We start from the raw sequence: 19,919 nt of genomic DNA, 5'->3' as shown, positions 1-19,919 counted from the left end.
TGCGGCGCTTACGAATGACGGTCGACTAAAAAATCGATAAACGCTTGAACGATTTCGAACGCTTGATAAGAAAGGAGTGATACAGCTGTGCCAGAAAAAAACAACGTAACTAACCAATGAAAAATATGCATTGCGCCTCCTCCTTTTGTTTGCTAGCGGTTTCTTGCGATCGTGCCGCGAGCAAAATAGGCGCGATCTTTTTTCTTTGTAACGCCATCATATGCGATAAACGTTAAAAACACATTAAAATTCCTTAAAAAATAAGAGTGACTTTTTTTATTGCTGTACATACATTGGAACTAAAGAATAATGCGCAAAAGGAGGGCTATGGAGAAATGAGCGATCAGTTTCAGCCGCCGATGAAAAAAGAGGGGAATCATAACCCGTTCCAACATTTATGGGAGATGGTCGACCATTTTTTTGACGAACGGCCGTTAAAAAACATGATGGAAACGCTAGATGAATACTTCCAACAAACGTTTTCCCATGCCTATATCCCAGTTGATATTCGCGAAACGAAAGACGAATTTGCGATGATCGTTCATCTTCCTGATGTAAAGCGGAATCAAATCCAATTGCAATTTGCCGATGACCATCTGCAACTAGTCATTCAAAATAATGAAACGATCGAAGCAACGGATGAACAAAATCATTTATATCAACAACGCCGAATACGCCAGCATATTGTCCGAACGATCCCATTGCCTTACCACGTTAGTGAAAAAGAAGTGAAAGCGTCATGGCAAAACGGCAAACTTGTCATTCGTCTGCCGCAAAAACGAAAATATATCGATATTGAATAAGAAAAAAGGGCATGTCCAAAACAATGGACAGCCCTTTCGTATGTTACGAATTTTTATGCGATTTACTCCCATATTTATTATTGATTTCCGGAGTCGGGTCTTTTTGAATATCCCATTCTTTTCCCATTTCTTCACGGCTGTTCGGATATTTGTTTTTTCGTTCACGGTTATCATTGCGATTTGTCACGACCGTTCACCTCCCATTTAATTTTAGCTTATGCCGTTTCTCGTTCGATTAATCGTTTCATGCACAATACATACTTTTGTCAAAGGTGACTCACTCTACTTATAGGAGGTGGCAGATAATGAAAAAGACATTGCCTGGTTTTGATTCATTAACAGACCGAATCATTAATGAGCCGGCAGATGAACCAATGTTAGTTATAAAAACAAAATTGGATCCAAAGCAAGCTACCGTGGGAAACCCGTACGCGCAAGGAAAAAAGACCATAAGCAAAACATTCGAAGCGTTTTTTCAAGGAGAGGAACCCTAATGGAGAAGACACTAGCTTATTTACGGGAAATTTTATCAAACTATACGGAATACCATGATGACACACCGCGCCGCATTTACCAAAAACTGCTCAGCAAACCGTATAAAAACGAAGGAGAATTTGTTCGCGACCTGTCACAGAAAGAAGCGACTTTTTTAGACCGCATTTTACCGCGTGAAATTCGCTATGCGATGGATGAGCGCGATTTGGAGCGGGCGTATCAATTAAATGAAGTGTATGAACTGCTCATTTAAAAAATAACCTCCTCCACAAACAGCGTGGAGGAGGAGCCTATTTTTTGAATGTGTTCATCAATCCTTTGAGCATTCCGTTTACTTGATTAACAGTATTAATCATTTGCCCCATTGTGTTCATCATTTTATTAATGTCATACGTACCGTCCTGTGTTTTAAACTGTGCCATTAGCGACTGAATGCCAGGAGCCGGCTGCGTTGTCAACAAAGGTCCGGGCTTCGGATATGGCGTCGGATACGGAGATATTGCGGTAGGTTTTTGCTGCCCGGCGGACCAATGGCTAGGAAACGGCGGAGCATATTGGTATGGATGCCAGACGTGATGATATGGTACATAAGCAGAAAATGGCGTGGAAAAAGGACGTGGATATCGATACATCATGCATCTACTCCTCCAATTTTAAGCTGCCATTAGTATATGTGCAAAAGCGCAGGATGGTGATAAAGAATATGTCATGAATTGTCGGAAGTTTTAATTTTCCGAATTCACGTAATTCCCATATTTCATGGTACTATATATAAAAAGGGGAAGGGGGAATGAAGGATGAACATGGCGGAATTAAAAAACAAGTTCATCGCTGTAAAAAACTATGAACCGACTGATGTGAATGAACTCCTTGATTTTACGCGGCAAATGTATTTACGCGGCGAGATCACGATCGCACAGTACCGTGATCTCGCCCGTGAACTGGAGCTTGCCGGCGCTTATAAACCAGATCATAAAAATGAATATGTCAGTTAAGGAATAGATAAATAGAAAGCGCTTTCTTTCACATTTGGCCGAAGCAACCATGGAAAAGACACGACTTGGCCATGGGAAACGACAGCGCAGAAACCGTGTTCCGCCAAAACAGGCGAATGCTTCGTCGCAAATGATTTTGCTTAAGGTGTGAAAAAAGAACGAAAAGCTGTCTTCGACAACGAAGACAGCTTTCTTTCATTATTGCTTCATGCTCTCTTCTAAGCGTTCTTTCACAAGCAACAACGTGTATTCAATCGATCGGCAAAATTGCTTAATGCGCCGCAGCGGGACAGATGGATAAAACGCTTCGACCGCCACTTTTTCGATATTGTCCCCGGCAGTTTCAATTTGTATCTCGTAAATATGCTTCGGTTGCGCTTTTTTTATCCAGAGAAGCGCCATCTGTTTCCATTCGTCTACAACCCGTTTTACTTGATTGACAAACGGCTTTACCTCTTCAAAAAAATCCGGCTCCTTTTGCCGCTTTTGTGCTTGCTGCGAAATATATACCAATTGCTTATTATAGTCCAACAATTTTTCTGTTAACGCTTTTAGCTGCTTCTCCATGGCGATTTCCCTCCAAACGTCCTTCTTTACTATACCACACCATTTACGTTGAAGGGAAAAACTTGCTACACAAAGAAAAGCTTTGAAGCAAATGAAAGCGACGGTTCCGATTCTTCCGCAACATCCCGTAATTGCTGTTCGACATTATCAAATTGCCGCTCTACCCTTTCCAACTGCCTTTTGTTTTGTACATAATGCTCCTCAATGGCATCCTCAATGACTTTTTCCATTTTTTCATGTACTTGCTCGATTAGTTGGAAAATTTCGTATAGTTGTTTTTCCACTTCCTTTTTTTTCATCCATCGCTGACTCACTGTTATCTCCCCCATCTTTCGCAATGATGATAATCAATTCGCGGTAAAACCTTGACTCCCTTCCGATATGACAAAACTAGAACCATTTCGGCAAAGAAAGTGCCAGCAGTCATTGCTTCGAACGATTTCGACATCTGCAAAATACGGTCAAGAAAAAAAATCGTCTGCGTAATCATGTATGTGAAAGACCATTCGATTCTTATTGCACCCGTTTCTCGATTTCCTGTGGTATAATAAAAAGCATTCAAAGGAGATGAACAGGATGGCATTCAAATATCCCGGCGGCAAAACGTACGAAGCAAGGCCGATGAGCGAACCGGTGCGTCCATTTCAGCCAAATTACGGCAACCGCGGCATGACGCTAGAAGAGGATTTGAACGCAACGAACGAATATTACCGCGAACACGGAATTGCCGTCATTCATAAAAAGCCGACGCCGGTACAAATCGTCCGCGTCGACTATCCAAAACGAAGTGCTGCTGTCATTAAAGAAGCCTATTTTAAACAAGCGTCGACAACGGACTACAATGGAGTATATCGCGGCAAATATATTGACTTTGAAGCGAAAGAAACGAAAAATAAAACATCGTTTCCATTGAAAAATTTTCATGAACACCAAATTCATCATATGAAGCAAGTATTGCAGCACGGGGGAATTTGTTTTGTTATTTTGCGTTTTACCACACTGAACGAAGTTTATCTTCTTGACGCGCATCATTTAATTACGTTTTGGGAACGGCAACAATCGGGAGGGAGAAAATCCATTCCAAAACAGGAAATCGAACGGCACGGTCACTATATTGCACTTGGCTACCAACCGAGAATTGATTATATTAGTGTAGTAGAAAAAGTTTATTTCTCTCATTAACGGATTGCAAATTCATAAGAAAGGCAGGATTTGTTTATGTCTGGTGAATATCGTTCTCGTGTAGAACGAAAACAAGCAACTAAGCGGACAAAGCAAAAGAAAGCGAAAAAGCGAAAAAGCGCATCGCTTTTTAAAAAATTAGCTACTGCTGTTTTGCTGTTTATGATCATAGGAATGGTAGGCGGAATTGCGACGTTTGCTTATTTTATTAAAGATACACCGCCGCTTGATGAAGCAAAAATTAAAGATCCTTTATCGTCCACTGTTTATGACATGAACGGTCATAAAATCGCCGAGCTCGGCGGTCATAAACGAACGTACATTTCCTATAAAGATATTCCAAAAGTGTTGGAAGACGCTGTCTTGGCAACGGAAGACGCCCGCTTTTATGAGCATCACGGCGTGGATTTTGTCCGACTTGCCGGCGCCGTCGTCGCCAACGTAAAAGAAGGGTTCGGTTCCGAAGGCGGAAGCACGATTACGCAACAAGTGGTAAAACTCACTTTCCTTTCTTCGGAAAAAACGTTAAAACGAAAAGCACAAGAAGCATGGCTTGCGCTTCGTTTGGAACAAAAGTATTCGAAACATGAAATTTTGGAAATGTATTTCAACAAAATTTATTATTCAGACGGCATTTACGGTGTTGCGAAAGCGGCAGAATATTACTTTGGAAAAACAAATTTAAAAGACTTAACGCTTCCTGAAGCAGCGCTGCTCGCAGGAATGCCGCAAAGCCCAAACAACTATAACCCGTATGACCATCCGGAGGCCGCGAAAAAACGGCGGGATGTTGTGTTGTCGCTTATGGCAAAACATGGATTTATCACAAAAGAGGAAGCGGAAAAAGCAAAACAAGTGCCAATCAAATCGATGCTTGTTGAACGGAAAAAACACAATAACTCCATTCCGTACGATTCGTTTATCGACGAAGTCATTAAAGAAGTGACAGATCAAGCGAATGTAAACGTCTTTGAAGACGGATTAAAAATTTATACGACGCTAGACCAAGATGCGCAAAAATATGTGGAGGATTTATTAAATTCCGATACGTTGTTTACCAATAAAAAAGATTTGCAGTCGGCAATCGCGCTTATTGACACCAAAACAGGTGAAATTCGTGCGCTTGGCGGCGGACGCCACCGCGAAAACGTGACGTTTGGGTTCAACTATGCAATTCAGCCAGTCGGTCAGCCTGGCTCGTCCATTAAGCCGATTTTGGATTACGGTCCGGCGATTGAATATTTAAAATGGTCGACTGCTCACCAAATTGTCGATGAACCATATTCTTACTCTAACGGCAAACCGATTCGAAATGCTGATAGAAGATATTTAGGTCCGATTACGATGCGCTACGCGTTGGCAAAATCCCGCAACATTCCAGCGCTCAAAGCATTTCAAGCCGTTGGAAAAGAGCGGGCAAAAGAATTCGCAAACAGGCTCGGCATGGGGCTTGACGAAGTGCACGAGGCGTATGCGATCGGCGGTTTGGAAAATCGCGTTTCCCCATTACAAATGGCTGGAGCTTACAGCGCTTTTGGCAATAACGGGGTATATATTAAGCCACACGCCGTCACGAAAATCGTCTTTCCGGACGGCACAGAGATGAACTTAAAACCGAAACCGAAAAAAGTGATGAAAGATTATACAGCGTACATGATCACTGATATGTTAAAATCGGTTGTTCAATACGGAACGGGTACGCTTGCGAATGTTCCGGGACTCCATATCGCCGGCAAAACGGGAACGACAAACTATCCTAGCGAAATCGCGAGAAAATACGGTCTATCTGAACGGGCCGTACCGGATAGCTGGTTTGTCGGCTATACGCCAAACTATACAGCAGCGGTTTGGACCGGATTTAGCAAACGCAGCAGCACCGCTGATTTAACAGACCGCGAGCAAAAAATTTCACGACTTTTGTTTAAGCGTGTCATTTCTCATATCGATGATGGCGGCAGCGATTTTAAAATGCCAAAAAGCGTTGTAAAACTGCCGATTAAAAAAGGTTCTAATCCTCCAAAACTAGCAAGCAAATATACGCCAGAAAGCGAAGTCACATACGAATGTTTCGTCAGAGGAACAGAACCAACAGAAGTGGCAAAAGACGACGGCCCGGAAACGTTGCCGTCGGTAACGAACTTGCAAGCAGCATATAACCAAGCAACGAATTCCATCGTTGTTTCATGGAACTATAGCAACGCAAACGGCGATACCGTCTTTGAAATTCGGATAAAAAATGATAAAGGCGAGCAAGACGTTGTAATGACGAGAGAACAATCCATCATCGTTAATAATCCATCGCCAGGCGCTGTTTACACATTTGCCGTTTACGCGAAAGAAGGAGAAAGCCAAAGCAAGCCAGCGTTGACGAGCGTTCGAGTGCCAGGAGAAGGCGAAAATATACAAGGAAATGAAAATCAAGGCCAAACACCTCCATCTGATCAACCAAATCAAGGCACAAACAACGAACAACAACCAAATGAAAACGGCAATGGAACAAACGGCAACAACAATGAAAACAATGGGAATAACGGCAATGATGATAATCATGGCAACAATGGCAATAACGGAGAAAACAATGGCAACAATGATAACAATGGGAATAGCGGTGGTGACAACTCCGGTGGAACAACTTCTCCAACGCCACCATCTACCAACCCGACGACTCCTCCATCGCAAAATAACAATAATGGAGGAACCAACGGGAATACCCAACATAACAACATAGGAAACAACAACAATAATACGCAACGCAATAACTCCATTGGCACAAACGCAGGGCAGCGCTCCGATCTCATCCAAAAACAAAATGAAAATTAAACAACAAAAGGATGTCTCGCTTACCGAGACATCCTTTTGTTTATTGCCATTTGTTTGTATGCTAATTTTGCCATTTCCTCAAACAATTCACACAACTGAATAAACGAATGATACACATCGCAACGATCGAAAATAAACTGAAGCCGTTCCGAACAATTTACCGGTTTCAGCGGCAATGCACCAATTTCTTCTTGCCAATGACGCACATTCGTCACTCTCTTTCCGTTCAGCCAAAATAAACACGAAAGCAAATAAGAAAGCGCGCGAATCATTGGCGCACGGGCGGAACGGCGGTCGCGTCTAGCAAAGCAGCTTTCCAACCGTTCTTTTTCCTCGCTCCACAACTGCAGCACCGCGGGAATCGACCGCTCGATATCATACCAAGGAAACGGCTCACGTTCAATCATATCATAATAAAAATAAACGCGTTTCATCATATGCGGAAAAGGCTGCTCATCCTTTATTTCGATAACTTCCCCTTCGCGAAAGAACAATGGATGGGCAAACTTATTTGCTACGCGCATCACTGGCACCCCTTCTGCTTATCAAGCGCAAATGATCGTGTAAAATTCCGCCATCAGTCTAGTCAACTTGGACCATCGGAAAACACCATCGCTTTTTTTCGCTTTCTTTTTTTACACGATTCCCGGAACTTAACCCCTTTTGCTCATCCGCTTTTTTCCTTCCCGGCATAAATCAAGAAGCGGACAAACGTGACATTGCGGAGATTGCGCTTTGCAATGGTAACGGCCGAAAAAAATCATGCGGTGATGTGTAATCGACCATTCTTCTTTTGGAATTTTTTTCATCAATGTTTTCTCGACTTCCAATACAGAATCATTCCACCGACAAAAACCGAGGCGTTTACTGACGCGCTCAACATGCGTATCGACGGCGATTGCCGGTATGCCAAAGGCGACAGAAACGACGACGTTCGCCGTTTTCCGCCCGACTCCAGGCAGTTTCATTAGCTCGTCGCGATCTTGTGGAACTTGTCCATCATACTTTTCTATTAGCATCGCGCATAATTTTTGAATATTTTTTGCTTTATTGCGATAAAGGCCGATCGAACGAATATCTTGCTGCAACTCCTCCAGCGGGACGGCCACATAGTCTTCCGGCGTTTTATATTTTTCAAATAACCGTTTCGTTACTTTGTTCACCAACGCATCTGTACATTGGGCGGATAGAACGACAGCGATTAATAATTCAAACGGATTGCGATGCACTAATTCGCAATGCGCATTCGGAAACATTTCCCCCATTTTATCTAAACAATAGCGAATCTGTTGTTTTGTAAGCATTCACCTTCTCCTTTCTTTTTGCAAAGAAAAACGAGAGACAACGCCTCTCGCTTATGACTCCAGCCAGTTAAAAAATGGAATCGTTTGTTTATACTCACTTTGCGCAGGCTGTGTAGACTTGGAAGACTGCTGATATTTGCGAAATCTTCTCCCGTAATTTTGCGCCTGCTCGATCGTACGAATTCCGTTCTTTTTCCATTCAAATAAAATGCGATCAATGTAGCGGAAATTCAACTTGCCTGACAACACCGCTTCACGAAGCGCCGCTTTGATGAGAAGCGGACTATGTCCGTCTTGGTCAATCCACATCGATAATGTTTCACATTCAAACGGAGACAGCGGTCGGCCAAACTCTTGTTCAAACACCGTATACAAGCTTTGTTCTTCTTCTTGCTGCTCGCGTTTTTCCTCTTTTAGCAACTCGGCGTATAAATAATGGACAAGCTTTTCCCAGAGCGGCTGCAGCGAATATTTTTCGCTACGAATTTCTTGCTCATCAACGTTCTCTTCAATCGAAATAAACCCTTTTTGCACCAATTTCCGAAGCATTTCCATGCACTCGGAAGGAGTGATCGTCATTTTTGCAGCCAACTCAGCCGGAGTAGGGAATAAAATTCCCTCTTCAATAAAAGAGTGTATATGCAATAGCAGCACGAATTCTGCTTCCGACAAACCGAGATGTTTATAATGATACAATAATAGCTTCGGAATGGCAATGCTTCCTTGGGACAGCCATTCGGCCAATTTCTTTTTATCCATACGGATACACCTCAAACTATAGTATAACATAACCGGACAAAAAATCCCCCTTTTTTGGGGGGATTTTTTACGGATAAAGACGGTTAAGCAAACGCGGGAACGGAATCGTTTCGCGAACGTGGTCGACGCCGCAAATCCAAGCAACGGTGCGCTCCAGCCCAAGCCCGAACCCAGAGTGCGGCACAGAGCCGTATTGCCGCAATTCTAAGTACCATTTATACGCATCAAGCGGCAAATGATGCTCTTCTAACCGCTTCTTCAGCAGTTCATAATCATGAATCCGCTCCGAACCGCCAATAATTTCGCCATAGCCTTCCGGCGCGATCAAGTCGGCGCACAGCACAACATCTGGACGGTTCGGGTCCGGCTGCATATAAAACGGCTTCAGCGTTGCCGGATAATGCGTAATAAAGACAGGTTTGTCAAAACTTTCGGCAATCGCTGTTTCGTGTGGAGCGCCAAAATCGTCGCCCCATTGGATGTCGTTAAGCCCTTTATCATGCAGAAGCTGAATCGCCTCATCATATGTAATGCGCGGAAATGGAGGCTTCACAAGCTCGAGCTTTGTCGTGTCGCGCCCTAACGTTTTTAACTCTAACTGGCAATTTTTCAATACCGATTGGACAATATGTGAAACGTATTGTTCCTGAAGCTTTAAATTATCTTCGAATTCATAAAACGCCATTTCCGGCTCAATCATCCAAAATTCAATTAAATGGCGGCGCGTTTTTGATTTTTCGGCACGGAACGTTGGACCAAAGGAAAATACTTTACCGAGCGCCATCGCCGCTGCTTCCATATATAATTGCCCGCTTTGCGATAAATATGCATCCTCATCAAAATATTTTGTATGAAATAATTCCGTCGTTCCTTCAGGCGCGCTACCGGTCAAAATCGGCGGATCGACTTTCACAAAACCGTGATCGTTGAAAAATTCATACGTCGCGCGAATCACTTCATTGCGAATTTTCATAATCGCATGCTGACGGCGCGACCGCAACCAAAGGTGGCGATGATCCATTAAAAATTCGACTCCGTGTTCTTTCGGCGTAATCGGATAGTCAACCGCTTCATGAATAATTTCTAAATTTGTTACGGAAAGTTCATATCCGAACGGAGAACGTTCATCGATGCGCACCGTTCCCGTCACGTATAGCGACGTTTCTTGTGAGATCGATTTAGCGATTTGAAAAACATCTTCTGTCACTTTCGATTTTTCGACAACACCTTGAATAAAACCCGTTCCGTCACGCAATTGCAAAAAGGCGATCTTTCCGCTTGAACGCTTGTTTGCAAGCCAAGCGCCGATCGTTACTTCTTGTCCTACGTAATTTTTTACTTCTGCAATCGTCGTTTTCACGTACGTTTTCCCTCCAACATCTGTTCGAACACAATGTAGTATATCCTACAATATTATACATTTCGCCAAAAAGAGTGGCAACCAAAAAGCGGCTTTGCCAAAGCAAAGCCGCTTTTGTTTACGCATGCTGCAGTTTGTTTTCCATAAATTGTTTGATGCGTTCCACCGCTTTTTCCAACACATCAAGCGACGTGGCGTATGACAAGCGGACATTGTCCGGCGCGCCGAATCCGGATCCCGGCACAAGCGCAACGTTCGCCTCTTCCAACAGCGCTTTAACCAATTCGTCCACCGTATCATAACCGGCCATTTTCGCCGCTTCACGCGCGTTTGGGAACAAATAAAACGCTCCTTGCGGCTTCACGCAAGTAAATCCTGGAATTTGCACGAGTTTTTCATAAATAATATCCAACCGTTCTTCAAATGCTTTGCGCATTTCTTCCACCGGCTCTTGCGGACCGCTGTATGCAGCAATCGCTGCGTATTGCGCGATCGATGTCGGATTGGAGGTGCTGTGGCTGGCAAGATCGGTCATCGCCTTAATAATTTCTTTGTTTCCGGCCGCATAGCCAATCCGCCATCCCGTCATCGAATGCGATTTGGACAAGCCATTAATGACGATCGTTTGCGCTTTTAGCTCTGGCGACAATTGCGCGATCGATACGTGTTTGGCGTTTCCGTACACCAATTTTTCATAAATTTCATCGGAAACGATCAAAATGTCATGCTCCAAGCAAACTTCACCAAGCGCTTTTAACTCCTCTTCCGTATAAATCATTCCCGTCGGATTGCTTGGCGAATTGATAATCACCGCCTTTGTCCGCTCCGTAATCGCTGCTTTTAGCTGCTCCGGCGTGATTTTAAACTCGTTTTCCTCCAAACCTTTGACATAAACAGGAACGCCGCCGGCAAGCTTCACTTGCTCCGGATAGCTGACCCAATACGGAGTCGGGATGATCACTTCATCCCCTTCGTCTAAAATAACTTGAAATAACGTATATAACGCGTGTTTGGCCCCGACACAAACGATGATTTCCGACGGCTCGTAATGAAGTTGCTGGTCTTTTTCAAATTTCTTAACAATCTCGGCTTTTAGAGCCGGCAGGCCGCCCGACGGCGTGTATTTCGTATGCCCTTCATTCATCGCTTTGACAGCTGCGTCAATAATATGCTGCGGCGTGTTAAAATCCGGTTCGCCTGCTCCCAATCCAATCACGTCATAACCTGCTGCTTTTAACTCTTTTGCTTTTGCCGTGATCGCTAGCGTGGTGGATGGTGTGAGTGAAGCAACTCGTTTCGCAAGTTTCATCGTTTCTTCCCCCTAATTATGTCATTGTTGAAAACTGTACCTCTTTAGAAATGTTCCGTCAGTAAAGCTTAAGTAATAAAACGAATAGCGATCATGTTGATCAATGTATGTTAACTCCCAAAGAGGTACGCCCTTTTCCATGCCAAGCTTGGCGGAAATAAGTTTTTTCGGATGGCGCTCCGCTTTTAATTTCGCGATCGCTTCTGTTTCTGTAATGCCGCTTTCCGCTCGTTTGACAACAATTTTTCCCTTCTTTTCTGGAACCCAGACGATATATTTTTTTCCCTGTTTATTCTCGCCGATAAAAACGGTATAAGTGCGGTCTCCATAGTATGTATAAGTGCGCTCAATACGCGTGAAAGCAATTTTTTCTTTTGCTCGCTCTAACGCCTTTTCCACCAGCGACTGTTTTGGCTGCAAAGCATCCCGGTAAACGGAGATCGCCTGCCAAACTCCAAGACATAAAAAAACGAGCACTAAAACGATCCACTTTTTCATTTCCATCACATCTTTACGTACGATAAATAGTAAAAATCGCCTGCTTTTTATCCTTTTCATCTAAAGCGAGCCCGAACATAAGATTGTCTCGCTTCAACGTCCGGTTCAGGCAATCGACGATTTTGTATAAGTCATCGGAATGTTGGATTTTTACAGTAGCAAGCACCTCGATTTTACTTTCCATTTACGTCGCTTCCTCCTGTGTGACACAAATTTTGTTACTTATACGAACAAGATACAACGGCAACAATACAAATACAACAGCAATATGACATGTTGTGTTTTCTTATTATTATAACAGGTTCGCCTGTTTATTTCATAAAAAATTTCCCGCCTACACCATTTTTCACAGGCGCCTTGCTTCTACACACGCATAAGCAAGGCGCTTTTTTGCTGCAATTCGCCAAGCGGATTGACGGCTAATCCAATCTAGCTATAGCTTACGCCGTTTTCCATCCATTTATCATAGCCATTTTTCCAGTTTTTGTAAAAGTTGATCAAGCGATTGTTCATAGACGTTGAGCGGCGGCAATGAATTTAAGAAATATTTTCCGTATGAAGCAGACGTAAGACGGCGATCAAGTACAAACACCGCCCCTTTATCCTTTTTCGTGCGAATCAGCCTTCCGAACCCTTGCTTAAAGCGGAGTACCGCTTCCGGAAGAGACAGCTCGTAAAAAGGATTCCCTCCTTTGGCGCGAATATGCTCGCTCTTTGCCGCGATGACCGGGTCATCTGGTGGCGCAAACGGTAAGCGGACGATCACTACCACCGACAGCTCGTCACCAGGCAAATCGACTCCTTCCCAAAAATTGCTTGTTCCAAACAAAATCGCTTGTTCAAACTGTTGAAACGCTCTTGTCAGTTTTGCTGCACTGCCGCTTTGTACTCCCTGGGCGATCAATACATGTTCTCCGCTTCGTTCATCCATATTCATCGCGGCGGCAGTCAATCGCAGCAGCTCGTAAGAAGTAAAAAGTACGAGCATTTTCCCTTTGATTCGTTCAGCAATTTGTGCTATCCCTTCAGCCACAGCGGAAGCATATTCTTCTAATGATACAGAAGAAATGGATGGAAAATCGCTCGGAATCATTAGGATCGCTTGTTCTTTATACGAAAACGGGGACGGAATCGTTTGGCAAATTGGATAAAAGTCACTTAATCCGAGACGGGATATCATATATGCGAAACTGCCATTCATCGTTAATGTCGCCGATGTAAGCACAACGCTTTTTTTTCGCATAAACAGCCGTTCGGCAAAAAATTCATCGAGCTGAATCGGCTGCGAATAAATCGCAGTAGCGTTTGCCGCTCCCTTTTCCTCCGCTTCGATCCACCGCACCATCATTGGATCATCGCTTTCCATTAAATCGAACAATGCATCGACAATGTGGCTCAAGGAGGAAACGTCGGAAAAATACGAACATGACTTATTGGATATGGATGTTTCCATTTCGTTTTGTATGAAAATCGCCTGCAACCGCTTTGTTTCGTCAACAAGCTGGGCAATATGATCACGTACCCGCCATAGCAGTTCTTTCATTGCGCTCCATTGGCGGCCGCTTTCTTTTTTTGGCGCAATGCGATAGCGGCAGCGCCCCGATTCCGGCGGCTTTCGGTCTAATGCATAACGGCGCATCATGCGAAACAGCTCGTCACACTCAAACTGAAGCTCTTCCACAAGCCGCTCACAACGCAAAAAACGATCCTCCGCATTTAGATGATGCCGTTCAAATAATTTCATCAACTTCGCAAGCGAACCATTTTCACTTATTTTACCAATTCTTGTTAATAGCAAACGAATAGACACATAATCGACTTGTTGCCCGAAATAACGGGACGCCACATCTTCCAGATGGTGCGCCTCATCAATGACTATATGTTCATAATCAGGCAAAAGCGGTGTAGAAGCAGTAACGTCATGCAATAAAAAAGCGTGATTGGTGATCACAATATCGGCTTCTTCAGCACGCTGTTTCGCTCGTAAAAAGAAATTATATTTGCCGCCGTTATCTTCCTCATCCATAAACAGAAATGGCAAAAATAAACGTGCTCCAGATGAGACGTTTAATTCGTCTATATCTCCTGTTTCCGTTTTCGTCAACCAAACAAGAAGCTGGCATTTCAACAATACAACATCATAGTTTTGATGATGCTCCCGCAAAAAAGCGACAAACTTATCCAATGAAAGATAATTGCGCTTCCCTTTCAGCACTGCTACGCGAAGCGGAAACGGAACAATCGTTTTTACGAAAGGGATGTCGCGCTCAAGCAGCTGCTGTTGCAGCTGGAGCGTATGCGTGCTAATCACGACGCGCTTTTGCCGCTCATACGCAAAAAAGGCGCTTGGAATTAAATACGCCAGCGATTTGCCAATGCCTGTCCCCGCTTCGACTAAAGCGTGCTGCGACGTGTCGAGCGCCTCATAAACGAGCTTCATCATTTCCCATTGCCCATCTCGTCTTTCATAATGATCAAGCGGAAGCGTATGCGGACCGGCAAAAAATTCGGCAAACGAAGCTTGCTTGTTGCCGCCTTTGTCTTTTTTCTGCATGGGAGCAGGTTTTTTTAGCGCAACGCCATGGTAAAATATATATGACTTCTCATCGGCTAAAGATGTCATCTTTTCTATCATCATATTGTCCAGCAACGAATATAAATCGCTTTTCAAATAGGGCGACAAGCGCTTTAAATGTTGCAGCGTCGCAAGCGGCAGCTGGCGCAAGCGGTCCAGTAACGCGATGAATAATTTAGCGGTGACTTCCGCATCGCTGTCAGCGTGATGTGGCTGGTTATGGGTAATACATAGAAGTTTTGCCAAATCTGTTAATTTATAACTTTCAGCATCTGGAAAAACGATGCGGGCAAGTTCGACCGTATCGATCGTCGGCCCTGAAAATGGGGGAAATCCTGCCATCTGTAATTCTTCCTGTAAAAACTGCAAATCAAACGAGACGTTATGGGCGACGAAATAAGATTGCTGCAGCATGTCGGCGACTTTCGCCGCTTCCTCAGCAAAAATAGGCGCATCAGCGACCATTTGTTCATTAATGTTCGTTAACTGCTGAACAAATGGAGGAATATCCCTCTCTGGATTGAAAAAACTCGAGAAACGATCGACAATCTGCCCGTTTTCTACGACTACCATGCCAAGCTGAATAATGCGGTCGCCTTTTTTCGGAACATTCCCCGTTGTTTCTAAATCCATGATTACAAACCGGTCTTTCATATCGTCACCTCAAAATAAAAAAGCGTAACGAAAGGGGCCTTTTCGCTCGCGAAATAGCCCCCTATTCTTTCTTTTATTATAAAACCGTATGTGCTGGTTCTTCGACAATGAGCTGCTGAATGCGATTGTTCTCGTCCATAATCGCGATTTTCGGGCGATGTTGGGCGATTTTTTCCTCAGGAACGATCGCATAGGAAATTACAATAATGACATCCCCCTTTTGCACAAGCCGGGCAGCGGCGCCATTCAAACAAAATACCCCGCTGCCGCGCTCACCAGGAATAATATATGTTTCAAAACGCGCTCCATTATTATTGTTGACAATTTGCACTTTTTCATTAGCAACCATGCCGACCGCATCCAAAATGTCAGCATCGATCGTAATGCTGCCAACATAGTTCAAATTTGCCTCCGTTACACGAGCGCGGTGAATTTTCGCGTTCATTAATGTGCGAAACATAAAGAAATCCCCCCAATAGCGTCACTTTATATCCATTACGATATTATCGATGAGACGGGCATTAGCAAAACGAACGGCAACAGCGACAATCACTTTTCCGCATAGCTTTTCAAGCGATTTTAACTCCGGGTAAGAGTATATTTCCACATAATCGATCTCCGCGCTTGTGTGCGCTTGAATATAGTTTTTTACTAATGCGCGAACCGTCTCCGGATGGCGCTCTCCGTTCTCGATTGCCTGTTTTGCCTGTTGCAGCGCTTGGTAGAGCGCCGGTGCCTCTTTTCGTTCTTCCGGCGATAAGTAAACGTTGCGGGAACTTTTGGCAAGGCCGTCTTCTTCGCGAACGGTCGGTACAGCGACTAATTCGATTGGGAAATGAAAATCGCGAATAAGTCCGTCAACCACCGCGACTTGCTGCGCGTCTTTCATCCCGAAATAAGCACGCGTCGGCATGACAATGTGAAACAATTTCGTCAAGACGGTAGCAACGCCGTCGAAATGGCCAGGTCTTGATTTTCCGCAAAGCACGTCGACGCGCTCTTTCACGACCACTTGCACGCTTAATGGGCGCGGATACATTTCCTCTACACTTGGGCAAAAGAAAACGTCGACACCGTTTTCTTTCGCAATGCGCTCATCGCGCTCGATATCGCGCGGGTATCGCTCAAAATCTTCATTTGGACCGAACTGAAGCGGATTGACAAAAACGCTTAATGCGACGATATCGTTTTCCTCACGCGCTTTTCTAATGAGAGCAACGTGCCCTTCGTGCAAATATCCCATCGTCGGCACAAAACCGATCGTTTTTCCCTCAAGGCGATATTGTTGCATCATCGTTTGCATGTCTTGTACTTTCGTTGTCACTATCATAATTGTTTTCCTCCGTATAGGGCAACCCATTCTTCTTCCTTCATCGTAAACATATGAGCTGCTTCCGGAAACCGCCGCAGCTTCACATCAGCAACGTAATTGGCAAGCGCGTGGGTAATCGTTTCTTGAATATTGGCGTATTTTTTCACGAATTTCGGAACACGGTCCACTCCATATCCAAGCACATCATGATATACGAGTACTTGACCATCCACTTCGTTGCCAGCGCCGATGCCGATGGTCGGGATCGTCAACTGTTTTGTAATTTCCGCGGCAATTTGTTTCGGCACACATTCCAAAACGAGAGCGATCGCGCCAGCTTTTTCGCACAACTTAGCGTCTTCCATCAGCTTCCGGGCGCTTTCCGCGTCTTTGCCCTGCACTTTATAGCCGCCAAGCACCCCAACAGACTGCGGAGTAAGCCCAAGATGTGCCACGACAGGAACTCCCGCTTTTGTAAGCGCGCGAATAACGTTGACAACGTCATCGGCGCCTTCCACTTTCACCGCGTTTGCCCCTGATTGTTGCATGATGCGTTGCGCATTGCGGAGCGCTTCTTCCATGGACAAATGATAAGACATAAACGGCATGTCGGTTACGATAAACGTGTTTGGCGCTCCGCGGCGTACCGCTTTCGTATGATGAATCATCTCTTCAACGGTAACGGGTATCGTTGAATCATACCCTAAAACGACCATCCCAAGCGAATCGCCGACTAAAATCATATCCACTCCCGCTGCTTCCGCCAGTTTCGCCGACGGGAAATCGTAAGCAGTCAGCATGACAATCGGCTCATTTTCTTGCTTCATTCGCAAAAAGTCGGTTTTCGTTTTCATTACTTATCCCTCCTCTTTTGTCGCAGAGGAGATGAATCACCGAACAAAAAAACCTTCTTTCTCTACCTTGAGAAAGAAGGACACTTATAGCCACAATCGGTCGAGTTCATCCCTCTGTCCAAGTCCTTCTAAGGATCAAGGCAGATCGCGTTTTTTTATTGAATTGTCACTTACTTGTTTCGGTGCAGTTCTTTCGTAGAAGATACTGCCCTTCTCCTTGTACGTTTGTATTTTAACAAAATTGTCACAATTTTTCTAGACGGATGCCTATAATTGAATATCAGCGGAGTGAATATAATGGATCTGTTTGTCTTCGTCTTCCAACATAAGCACGCCTTCATCAGTAATGCCAAGCGCAATTCCTTTCATCGTCCCGGTTAACGTTCGGGCGACAATTTCTTTTCCGATGCTGACGGCATATCCTTCCCATAATAGTTTAATCGGGCGGAATCCATATTGCAAATATTGTTCATATAATTTTTCGAGCCGCAATAAAATTTCTTGGATAAGCTTTGCCCGTTGAATGCGCTCTCCTTTTTCGATCGAAAGCGACGTGGCAATGGCACGGATTTCTTCCGGAAATTGCTCGATCGTTTGGTTGACGTTAATGCCAATGCCGATAATGACCGAATGAATCCGGTCAGGCTCTGCTTGCAATTCCGTTAAAATGCCGACACATTTTTTTCCGTCAATTAAAATATCGTTCGGCCATTTAATATCTGGAACGATATTCGTCACTTCCTGGATCGCCTGCGCAATCGCAACGGCGGTCAGCAACGTAAGCTGCGGGGCTTTCTGTGGCGGAATCGGCGGACGTAAAATGAGACTCATCCATATTCCCGTTCCTTTCGGAGAAAACCATTTGCGGTCCATCCGCCCGCGTCCAGCCGTTTGCTGTTCAGCGATCACCAGCGTTCCTTCTTTCGCACCTTCATATGCGAGTTTTAAAGCAATCTGCTGCGTCGATGCTACCTCTTCTTCAAAATGAATATGGCGGCCAAATGTTTTTGTCTTTAAACCAAGCTGAATTTCATTCGCTGTCACTTTATCGGGAGTTTTTACGATGCGGTAGCCGAGACGGCGCACCGCTTCTAATTCAAACCCTTCCTTCCGCAGCTCTTCGATATGTTTCCAAACAGCCGTCCGCGAACAACCGAGCATTTCGCTAATTTTTTGTCCAGAAATAAAATCTCCATTTGCTTCGGAAAACAGCTCTAACAATTTTCTTCGCGTATCAGATTGCGATGAATGAGCCATTCGTGAATCCGCTCCTTATGGTTTTCTACTTCCCCATAAATCACCGCTCGCTCGATGAGCGCCAACATCTCTTTTACCCAAGGTCCTCCCGGTTTGCCAAACCATTTCATGATGTCATGTCCGCGCACCGCTAATTCGCTTTTTGTTTTAATTGGAAGAGACATAAACAATTCGCGCAACTTTTTGCGACGCTCGTCCACGTTTTCACCGTTTGCCACCGAACGAACCGTTTCTGCGGCAATCGCATGCTCCAGCCCAAACGCAAATAATCGCTCTTTCGTCCAGTCGCTATCGGAATGCGTCGTTTGCACAATCCGTAAAACCGTCTCCACTTCTTTAATAATACGATTGGGCAATTTCCACGCCCGTAAAAAGCTAACAGGCGAATCGACGCGAAGAATGTAGCATAAAAATCCCCACCGCTGCCCGCGCGAATCAAGCAGCCCCCAATCATAACGGGCAGCCGTTTGCAGTTCCCTTTCTTTCTCACGAAGCATCGGCAAATAGAAAAACAACCGCGTTTCTACCAACAAGGACAATGCCCGGCTTGCAAACGGGCCTTCCAACAGCTTTTCAAATTCCATCGTCATCCGCTCCACCGAAATGTGGGCAAGAAGCGCGGCGTTTTCTATAATTGCCTGCTTTGTTTCTTCATCAAGGGAAAATCCAAGCTGACTGACAAACCGGATCGCACGCATCATTCTTAACGCATCTTCGGAAAATCGCTCTTTTGGATCGCCGACCGTGCGAATCACGCGATTGGTGATCGCGTCTTGTCCGTCAAATGGATCGATCAGCTTTCCGGCTTCATCCATCGCGATCGCGTTCATCGTGAAATCGCGGCGTTTTAAATCTTCGTAAAGAGAACGGACGAACGTCACCGATTCCGGACGGCGGTGGTCTTCATAGTTGCCATCGGTGCGGAACGTCGTCACTTCATACGGAATTCCGTCATGAATGACGACAACGGTACCATGCTGTGAGCCGATATCAATCGTTTTCGGGAACAATTGCATTACTTCGTGCGGCAGTGCGCTTGTCGCGATATCGACATCGCCAATGTTCCGCTTTAATAAAAGATCGCGCACCGCCCCGCCGACAAAATACGCTTCATATCCGTGCTTCTTTAGCTGCTGGATAATGCCAAGCGCTTTTTGAAACGGTTCTTTCATGGC

The 19,919-nt window shown here is 44.6% G+C and carries 24 protein-coding genes; 6 read left to right on the top strand and 18 right to left on the bottom strand.

Features of this window, described 5'->3' with window-relative positions:
* Positions 1-8: 8 nt before the first annotated feature.
* Positions 9-131: a hypothetical protein gene (locus tag MWM02_RS19360; RefSeq protein ID WP_256462206.1), complete on the bottom strand. Its 123-nt coding sequence runs from the start codon at positions 129-131 to the stop codon at positions 9-11.
* Between the two features lie 204 nt (positions 132-335).
* Between MWM02_RS19360 and MWM02_RS07025 the strand changes: the two genes are divergently transcribed.
* Positions 336-803 (top strand): Hsp20/alpha crystallin family protein, encoded by a 468-nt coding sequence (locus MWM02_RS07025; protein ID WP_064550274.1) that lies wholly within the window; start codon positions 336-338, stop codon positions 801-803.
* Between the two features lie 43 nt (positions 804-846).
* Here MWM02_RS07025 and MWM02_RS07020 read toward each other — a convergent pair whose 3' ends face one another.
* Entirely contained in the window at positions 847-990 is a 144-nt protein-coding gene (locus MWM02_RS07020; RefSeq protein WP_198401536.1) for a hypothetical protein, read from the bottom strand.
* A gap of 118 nt (positions 991-1,108) precedes the next feature.
* Between MWM02_RS07020 and MWM02_RS07015 the strand changes: the two genes are divergently transcribed.
* A complete protein-coding gene (locus MWM02_RS07015) occupies positions 1,109-1,297 on the top strand; it encodes a hypothetical protein (protein WP_244403299.1) in 189 nt (62 codons plus the stop codon).
* Complete coding sequence (locus MWM02_RS07010) at positions 1,297-1,551, top strand: sigma-G-dependent sporulation-specific acid-soluble spore protein CsgA (protein WP_064550271.1); 255 nt, start codon at positions 1,297-1,299, stop codon at positions 1,549-1,551. The genes MWM02_RS07015 and MWM02_RS07010 overlap by 1 nt, the downstream gene beginning before the upstream one ends.
* Positions 1,552-1,588: 37 nt before the next feature.
* Here MWM02_RS07010 and MWM02_RS07005 read toward each other — a convergent pair whose 3' ends face one another.
* The gene (locus tag MWM02_RS07005; RefSeq protein WP_064550338.1) at positions 1,589-1,930 is read right to left on the bottom strand and encodes a YppG family protein; all 342 of its coding nucleotides are present in this window, start codon (positions 1,928-1,930) and stop codon (positions 1,589-1,591) included.
* A 165-nt stretch (positions 1,931-2,095) separates the two neighbouring features.
* On the opposite strand from MWM02_RS07005, the gene MWM02_RS07000 reads away from it, so the two are divergent.
* Complete coding sequence (locus MWM02_RS07000) at positions 2,096-2,293, top strand: YppF family protein (protein ID WP_064550270.1); 198 nt, start codon at positions 2,096-2,098, stop codon at positions 2,291-2,293.
* 198 nt (positions 2,294-2,491) lie between these two features.
* Here MWM02_RS07000 and MWM02_RS06995 read toward each other — a convergent pair whose 3' ends face one another.
* Both MWM02_RS06995 and MWM02_RS06990 read right to left on the bottom strand, forming a co-directional pair.
* Complete coding sequence (locus MWM02_RS06995) at positions 2,492-2,860, bottom strand: YppE family protein (protein ID WP_064550269.1); 369 nt, start codon at positions 2,858-2,860, stop codon at positions 2,492-2,494.
* A 65-nt stretch (positions 2,861-2,925) separates the two neighbouring features.
* Positions 2,926-3,174 carry a hypothetical protein gene (locus tag MWM02_RS06990; RefSeq protein WP_064550267.1) on the bottom strand — a complete coding sequence of 83 codons (249 nt, stop codon included), beginning with the start codon at positions 3,172-3,174 and terminating at the stop codon, positions 2,926-2,928.
* A 262-nt stretch (positions 3,175-3,436) separates the two neighbouring features.
* Here MWM02_RS06990 and recU point away from each other — a divergent pair, with 262 nt between their 5' ends.
* Both recU and MWM02_RS06980 read left to right on the top strand, forming a co-directional pair.
* Positions 3,437-4,042 (top strand): Holliday junction resolvase RecU, encoded by a 606-nt coding sequence (gene recU, locus MWM02_RS06985; RefSeq protein ID WP_064550265.1) that lies wholly within the window; start codon positions 3,437-3,439, stop codon positions 4,040-4,042.
* A 36-nt stretch (positions 4,043-4,078) separates the two neighbouring features.
* Positions 4,079-6,862, top strand: coding sequence for a PBP1A family penicillin-binding protein (locus tag MWM02_RS06980; protein ID WP_244403298.1), 2,784 nt, complete (start codon positions 4,079-4,081; stop codon positions 6,860-6,862).
* Between the two features lie 20 nt (positions 6,863-6,882).
* Here MWM02_RS06980 and MWM02_RS06975 read toward each other — a convergent pair whose 3' ends face one another.
* From MWM02_RS06975 to MWM02_RS06915, 13 genes are all read right to left on the bottom strand, one after another.
* On the bottom strand, positions 6,883-7,386 hold the full coding sequence (locus MWM02_RS06975; protein WP_244403297.1) for a YpoC family protein: 504 nt from the start codon (positions 7,384-7,386) through the stop codon (positions 6,883-6,885).
* A gap of 129 nt (positions 7,387-7,515) precedes the next feature.
* Positions 7,516-8,166 (bottom strand): endonuclease III, encoded by a 651-nt coding sequence (gene nth, locus MWM02_RS06970; RefSeq protein ID WP_064550261.1) that lies wholly within the window; start codon positions 8,164-8,166, stop codon positions 7,516-7,518.
* Positions 8,167-8,217: 51 nt separating this feature from the next.
* Complete coding sequence (locus MWM02_RS06965) at positions 8,218-8,925, bottom strand: DnaD domain-containing protein (protein WP_064550259.1); 708 nt, start codon at positions 8,923-8,925, stop codon at positions 8,218-8,220.
* A 67-nt stretch (positions 8,926-8,992) separates the two neighbouring features.
* Positions 8,993-10,285 carry an asparagine--tRNA ligase gene (gene asnS, locus MWM02_RS06960; RefSeq protein WP_064550258.1) on the bottom strand — a complete coding sequence of 431 codons (1,293 nt, stop codon included), beginning with the start codon at positions 10,283-10,285 and terminating at the stop codon, positions 8,993-8,995.
* A gap of 118 nt (positions 10,286-10,403) precedes the next feature.
* Positions 10,404-11,594 carry a pyridoxal phosphate-dependent aminotransferase gene (locus MWM02_RS06955; protein WP_064550256.1) on the bottom strand — a complete coding sequence of 397 codons (1,191 nt, stop codon included), beginning with the start codon at positions 11,592-11,594 and terminating at the stop codon, positions 10,404-10,406.
* Between the two features lie 21 nt (positions 11,595-11,615).
* The gene (locus tag MWM02_RS06950) at positions 11,616-12,092 is read right to left on the bottom strand and encodes a cell wall elongation regulator TseB-like domain-containing protein (RefSeq protein WP_064550337.1); all 477 of its coding nucleotides are present in this window, start codon (positions 12,090-12,092) and stop codon (positions 11,616-11,618) included.
* A 13-nt stretch (positions 12,093-12,105) separates the two neighbouring features.
* The gene (locus MWM02_RS06945) at positions 12,106-12,276 is read right to left on the bottom strand and encodes a YpmA family protein (protein ID WP_064550254.1); all 171 of its coding nucleotides are present in this window, start codon (positions 12,274-12,276) and stop codon (positions 12,106-12,108) included.
* Positions 12,277-12,555: 279 nt separating this feature from the next.
* Entirely contained in the window at positions 12,556-15,321 is a 2,766-nt protein-coding gene (dinG, locus tag MWM02_RS06940) for an ATP-dependent DNA helicase DinG (RefSeq protein WP_244403296.1), read from the bottom strand.
* Between the two features lie 76 nt (positions 15,322-15,397).
* On the bottom strand, positions 15,398-15,781 hold the full coding sequence (panD, locus tag MWM02_RS06935) for an aspartate 1-decarboxylase (protein ID WP_064550252.1): 384 nt from the start codon (positions 15,779-15,781) through the stop codon (positions 15,398-15,400).
* Positions 15,782-15,802: 21 nt separating this feature from the next.
* Positions 15,803-16,651, bottom strand: a complete 849-nt coding sequence (gene panC / locus MWM02_RS06930; RefSeq protein WP_064550251.1) for a pantoate--beta-alanine ligase — start codon at positions 16,649-16,651, stop codon at positions 15,803-15,805.
* Positions 16,648-17,487, bottom strand: coding sequence for a 3-methyl-2-oxobutanoate hydroxymethyltransferase (gene panB / locus MWM02_RS06925; protein ID WP_064550250.1), 840 nt, complete (start codon positions 17,485-17,487; stop codon positions 16,648-16,650). The genes panC and panB overlap by 4 nt, the downstream gene beginning before the upstream one ends.
* Positions 17,488-17,754: 267 nt before the next feature.
* Entirely contained in the window at positions 17,755-18,744 is a 990-nt protein-coding gene (locus MWM02_RS06920; RefSeq protein WP_064550248.1) for a biotin--[acetyl-CoA-carboxylase] ligase, read from the bottom strand.
* Positions 18,702-19,916 carry a CCA tRNA nucleotidyltransferase gene (locus MWM02_RS06915; protein WP_244403295.1) on the bottom strand — a complete coding sequence of 405 codons (1,215 nt, stop codon included), beginning with the start codon at positions 19,914-19,916 and terminating at the stop codon, positions 18,702-18,704. The genes MWM02_RS06920 and MWM02_RS06915 overlap by 43 nt, the downstream gene beginning before the upstream one ends.
* Positions 19,917-19,919: the final 3 nt, after the last annotated feature.

The organism is Parageobacillus sp. KH3-4, assembly GCF_022846435.1.
Lineage (GTDB): Bacteria > Bacillota > Bacilli > Bacillales > Anoxybacillaceae > Parageobacillus > Parageobacillus thermoglucosidasius_A.
The sequence above is the reverse complement of the archived record's forward strand: the minus strand, read 5'-3'. Positions and strand labels throughout refer to the sequence as shown.

Bases quoted from the DNA above. Each gene is read 5' to 3' on its own strand.
- MWM02_RS07005 (WP_064550338.1), bottom strand. From the start codon at position 1,930: ATGTATCGATATCCACGTCCTTTTTCCACGCCATTTTCTGCTTATGTA.
- MWM02_RS07015 (WP_244403299.1), top strand. From the start codon at position 1,109: ATGAAAAAGACATTGCCTGGTTTTGATTCATTAACAGACCGAATCATT.
- MWM02_RS07010 (WP_064550271.1), top strand. From the start codon at position 1,297: ATGGAGAAGACACTAGCTTATTTACGGGAAATTTTATCAAACTATACG.
- MWM02_RS06975 (WP_244403297.1), bottom strand. From the start codon at position 7,386: ATGCGCGTAGCAAATAAGTTTGCCCATCCATTGTTCTTTCGCGAAGGG.
- recU (WP_064550265.1), top strand. From the start codon at position 3,437: ATGGCATTCAAATATCCCGGCGGCAAAACGTACGAAGCAAGGCCGATG.
- MWM02_RS07025 (WP_064550274.1), top strand. From the start codon at position 336: ATGAGCGATCAGTTTCAGCCGCCGATGAAAAAAGAGGGGAATCATAAC.
- MWM02_RS06915 (WP_244403295.1), bottom strand. From the start codon at position 19,916: ATGAAAGAACCGTTTCAAAAAGCGCTTGGCATTATCCAGCAGCTAAAG.
- MWM02_RS07000 (WP_064550270.1), top strand. From the start codon at position 2,096: ATGAACATGGCGGAATTAAAAAACAAGTTCATCGCTGTAAAAAACTAT.
- MWM02_RS06980 (WP_244403298.1), top strand. From the start codon at position 4,079: ATGTCTGGTGAATATCGTTCTCGTGTAGAACGAAAACAAGCAACTAAG.
- MWM02_RS06965 (WP_064550259.1), bottom strand. From the start codon at position 8,925: ATGGATAAAAAGAAATTGGCCGAATGGCTGTCCCAAGGAAGCATTGCC.
- MWM02_RS06955 (WP_064550256.1), bottom strand. From the start codon at position 11,594: ATGAAACTTGCGAAACGAGTTGCTTCACTCACACCATCCACCACGCTA.
- MWM02_RS19360 (WP_256462206.1), bottom strand. From the start codon at position 131: ATGCATATTTTTCATTGGTTAGTTACGTTGTTTTTTTCTGGCACAGCT.
- panD (WP_064550252.1), bottom strand. From the start codon at position 15,781: ATGTTTCGCACATTAATGAACGCGAAAATTCACCGCGCTCGTGTAACG.
- MWM02_RS06950 (WP_064550337.1), bottom strand. From the start codon at position 12,092: ATGAAAAAGTGGATCGTTTTAGTGCTCGTTTTTTTATGTCTTGGAGTT.
- nth (WP_064550261.1), bottom strand. From the start codon at position 8,166: ATGCTTACAAAACAACAGATTCGCTATTGTTTAGATAAAATGGGGGAA.
- panC (WP_064550251.1), bottom strand. From the start codon at position 16,651: ATGATAGTGACAACGAAAGTACAAGACATGCAAACGATGATGCAACAA.
- MWM02_RS06995 (WP_064550269.1), bottom strand. From the start codon at position 2,860: ATGGAGAAGCAGCTAAAAGCGTTAACAGAAAAATTGTTGGACTATAAT.
- panB (WP_064550250.1), bottom strand. From the start codon at position 17,487: ATGAAAACGAAAACCGACTTTTTGCGAATGAAGCAAGAAAATGAGCCG.
- MWM02_RS06945 (WP_064550254.1), bottom strand. From the start codon at position 12,276: ATGGAAAGTAAAATCGAGGTGCTTGCTACTGTAAAAATCCAACATTCC.
- MWM02_RS06920 (WP_064550248.1), bottom strand. From the start codon at position 18,744: ATGGCTCATTCATCGCAATCTGATACGCGAAGAAAATTGTTAGAGCTG.
- dinG (WP_244403296.1), bottom strand. From the start codon at position 15,321: ATGAAAGACCGGTTTGTAATCATGGATTTAGAAACAACGGGGAATGTT.